The organism is Tianweitania sp., from assembly GCF_032053605.1.
In the GTDB taxonomy this organism is placed as follows: Bacteria; Pseudomonadota; Alphaproteobacteria; order Rhizobiales; family Rhizobiaceae; genus Tianweitania.
Map to the genome: position 1 here is coordinate 1 of NZ_DAMBUH010000178.1, position 4,049 is coordinate 4,049.

At 64.3% G+C, this 4,049-nt stretch carries 3 protein-coding genes; all 3 read right to left on the reverse strand.

Annotation, left to right across the window (positions count from 1 at the left end):
* Positions 1 to 702, reverse strand: a 702-nt coding sequence (locus RTX98_RS20280) for a nucleotidyltransferase family protein (RefSeq protein ID WP_312798689.1), incomplete at its 3' end; no start/stop codon positions are given.
* On the reverse strand, positions 692 to 2,155 hold the full coding sequence (gene tsaE, locus RTX98_RS20285; protein WP_312798692.1) for a tRNA (adenosine(37)-N6)-threonylcarbamoyltransferase complex ATPase subunit type 1 TsaE: 1,464 nt from the start codon (positions 2,153 to 2,155) through the stop codon (positions 692 to 694). The genes RTX98_RS20280 and tsaE, both read right to left, overlap by 11 nt.
* Positions 2,156 to 2,196: 41 nt before the next feature.
* Positions 2,197 to 4,049: PAS-domain containing protein (locus RTX98_RS20290; RefSeq protein WP_312798690.1), on the reverse strand; the 1,853-nt coding region annotated here is incomplete at its 5' end.

The window sequence follows — 4,049 nt, forward strand, 5'->3', positions numbered from 1 at the left end:
GGTGGCTTCGGCAGGGGCGATCGCGTCCGGCGTGCCGACGGTGATCCAACGCCCGCGCATGACCATGCCGTGGAGGCGGCCTTGGGCGATGGCGCGGTCGAAATAGGTGTTGAGCGAATGCGGGCGGACTTCGGCGCCAGCAAAGATGCGAGGATGGACGATGCCGGCGCCGGCATAAACGAGGCCGGCCGGATCGCCTTTGGCGCGCGCCAATTGCCCTTCCTCATCGATAAGAAAATCGGTCGAACCGGAATGGCCGGTTACATCATCCATGGAAGCCAACATCAGCAGGATATCCATCCGCGCATCGTCCCACAGCCTAGCCAGACGGGACAGGCTTGAGGGCTGTTGGTCCAGCCAAAACGTGTCGGCATTGAGGATATAAAACGGTCTATCCCCAAGCTCGGGCAGCGCCTTGATGATGCCGCCCGCGGAATCCAGCAGTTCGGTGCGTTCATCCGAGATCGTGATGCGCGGGTATAAGCGATCGGCGACATGCGCCTCGATCTGGTCGGCGAGGTAATGCACGTTGACGACGGCTCGCTCGACACCCTCGGCCTGCAGCGCGTCCAACCCCCAATCGAGCAGCGTCTTGCCGGCCACCGGCACCAACGGCTTGGGGATCGTGTCGGTGATCGGCCGCATGCGCTTGCCGAGACCGGCGGCGAGCACCATCGCCGTGCGGGGTGCTTCACCTTGCATCGGCGGCTGCCAGAATGCCGTTGTCCTCGACAAAGCGGCGGACGGGTTCAAGCGCGGGATGCTGGAGCGCGCGCGCGAAATAGCTGCGGATGCGCGGCAGGTGCTTGAGATAGACCGGCTTGCCGTCGCGTTCGTTCAACCGCACGAAGATGCCGAGGATTTTGGCGTTACGCTGCGCGGCCATGATCGCATAGGCGCGCTCGAAGCCTTCCACGTCGAAACTGCCTTGAGCCTTTCGCGCGGCGAGGTAGGCCGCTTTGGTGGAGGCTTCCAGCGCCGGGTCGATGTCGACGCGGGCATCCATGGCAAGCGAGGCGACGTCATAGGCCGACGGCCCGATCAGCGCGTCCTGAAAGTCGATCACGCCGATGCGGTTCAAGCCGTCTTGTTCAGGCCGCCAGATCAGGTTCGGCGAATGGTAATCCCGGATGACGAGGTGCTTTTCAGCCGTTTCCAGCTGGTCGAAGACTTCTGTCCAGGCAGCGCCATAGGCAGCGCGCAGAGTGTCCGACGCCAGCTTGCCGGTGACATAAGGCAGATACCAGTCGCTTAACAGCTCGGTTTCGATCGTGAGGGCATCGCGGTCATAGGTGGGCACGGCATAGGTGCCGCCGCCGACAGGCAGCGTGGCCGGGAACGGCTGAGCATGGAAGGCGGCGAGCACCTCGGCGGCAAGGTGGTAGCGCTCCGCAACCGGTTTGCCATCCTCAAGGAAGTTGCCGTGGCCGAGATGCTCGATCAGCAGCAGGCCCTGGTCGAGATCCTCTGCATGGATCGCCGGCGCGGCCAGGCCACGCTCCCGCAAGGCTTTACCGATCGCCACGAAGGGCGTGACGCTCTCGGCGAGATGGGCGATCTGGCTGTAGGGTTTTCCGTTGCGGATCGGCGGACCGTCCGGGCGCTTCGGCGCGTCCATTAGGATGCGGATCGGCATGTCGGGCTGCGTGATCGTTTCGTAAGCGCGGGTTGACGCATCACCGAACATGAAAATGCGGTCGGCTTCCCCTTGCCCTGCTTCCGCGAGAAAATCGCGAATGGCGAGAGAGCGCTGGATGCGCGCCAACGTGGAAGCAGGTCCGTCGAACGTAATCCGACGGCCCTTATCGGATGGCTCGATGGCAACCGCGACTGGGTTGCCGGGCAGATTGCCCTCCGCACGCTCCGGCCATTCCACCAGCACGACACCACGTTCGGCCGCTTCGTCGAGACCGAGTTCGTCGAGCTCGTCGGGCGAGTCGATGCGATAGAGGTCGGCATGGAGAACTGGCAGACGGGCCTGATACTCTTGCACCAGCGTGAAGGTCGGGCTGGGCACATCGAGTTCGGCATCGCCGGCCAGTGCGCGGATCAGCGCCCGTGCCAGCGTGGACTTGCCGGCGCCGAGATCACCCGACAGCGCCAGCACGTCGCCGGCCTTCAATGCCAGAGCCAAGTCGGCGCCCAGCCTGGTCATCGCGGCTTCGCCATCCACCTGCAAGGTGATGTTTTCAGAGGTCACTCGGCCGCCTCGCGCATGCGGGCGGGGCGGCTGGGGAAGCGGCAGATCACGGTTGTGCCGCGATCACGGCCGGTTTCAATGTCGATCACGCCGCCATGCAGCTCGACAAAGCTCTTCACGATGGAAAGGCCAAGGCCAGCGCCACGACGGCGGCCGCCATTGGCACGCGGTTCGAAGCGGCGGAAGACGGTGTCCAGCACATCGTCCGGCATGCCGGGACCGTCGTCATGCACGCTGAACACTACGCTGTCGGCTTCTTCGACACAGGCCAGCGTCACGGTCGAGCCTTCCGGCGCGAAGTTGCCGGCATTGCTGAGGAGGTTGACCAGGATCTGCTTGATGCGGTGTTCGTCGGCCAGAAGCGTGCGCGGCGCATGGGTGAGGTCGGCGCGCAGCGCGATCGCGTGTTCCTTGAGCCGATCCTCCACCAATCCCACCGCAGCCTGCACCGTTTCGGCAACTGGCACTTCCGCGATATCGAGCGCGACCATGCCAGCGTCTACGGTGGCGAGGTCGAGGATGTCGTTGACGATGGTGAGCAGCACCGAGGACGACGACCCGATATGGTCGAGGTAATCACGCTGCTTGTCGTTCAACGGTCCGGTGGTTGGCTGCGTCAGGAGTTCGGTGAAGCCGATGATATTGGTGAGTGGCGAGCGCAGCTCATAGGAGACGTGCTGCACGAAGTCGTTCTTCAGCTGCTCGGAGCGCAGCAGGGCCTCGTTCTTGTCGGTCAGCGCGCGCTCGATATTGGCGCTGTCGGTGACATCCACGAAGGTAATCATCGACTGACCATTCGGCAGATGGATCAGCGCATGGCGTAGAATGGTGCCGGACAGAAGCTCGACCTGACCCTGCCGATCCCGGCGCTCCTCGTCGAAGCCGGTGACGGATGCGACAAAATCGTTCCAGGGATTGTCGGAGGTACGGGCGTCGGCGGCTTCGCGCAGCGCCGCGATATGGGTGCCGGGGGCGGCGAGATCGGTGGGGAGATCCCAAAGCTGATGAAAGGCGGGATTGGACAGGCGCACGCGCCCGTCCGGGCCGAACACCGCGACACCCTCTGCCAGATTATCGAGCGTTTCGCCCTGCACGCGCACGGCCGTGCGGTAGCGGCTTTCGAGGTCGATCTGTTCGGTGAGGTTTTCGAACACCCAGGTTGCGCCGCCGCGCGGCTGCGGATTGCCGACGACGCGCAGCGTGCGGCCATCCGGCAAATACCACTGATCGGCGATCGGCTCGACGGCGCGGTAGGCCGAAAGCACGTTTTCCTTCCAGCGCCGCCATTCCGGCTGTTCGGCAAGCTTGCGCTCAGAGCGCAGCCGGTCGAGCATCAAGGCGTGATCGGGCGCGCTTTCCAGGAAACCGAGATCGAGATCCCACAGCCGCTGGAAGGCCTGGTTGAAGAAGCGCAGCTTCTGGTCGGCGTCGAAGATGGCGATGGCCGTGTTGATCTGGTCGAGCGTATCGGAATGGCTTTTTACCGTGCGCTCATGCTCGGCGCGCATGGCCTCGATTTCGCTGACATCACAGGCGATGCCGGCAGAGCCCTGCGGCGTTGCGGCATCCGTCACGGCCACCATGCGGCGGTCGCCGCCAATCACGGTGGATACTGTCTGCTGGAAAGCGCGGCCTTGTGAGACTTCCATCGCTATCGCGGAGCGCACCGGCGTGCCGAGCAGTTCACGGCCTTCGCGCACGGCGGTGGCGGGATCAGCGGCGTCGACTGCCTTCGCATAAGCGCGGTTCACCCACTGCATGCGGCCGCCGGCATCGCGCAGCCAGAACGGCAGGTTGAGCGTATCGAGCAGGGTCAAGAGTGCTGCGCGCTCACCTTCCAGCCGCTGGT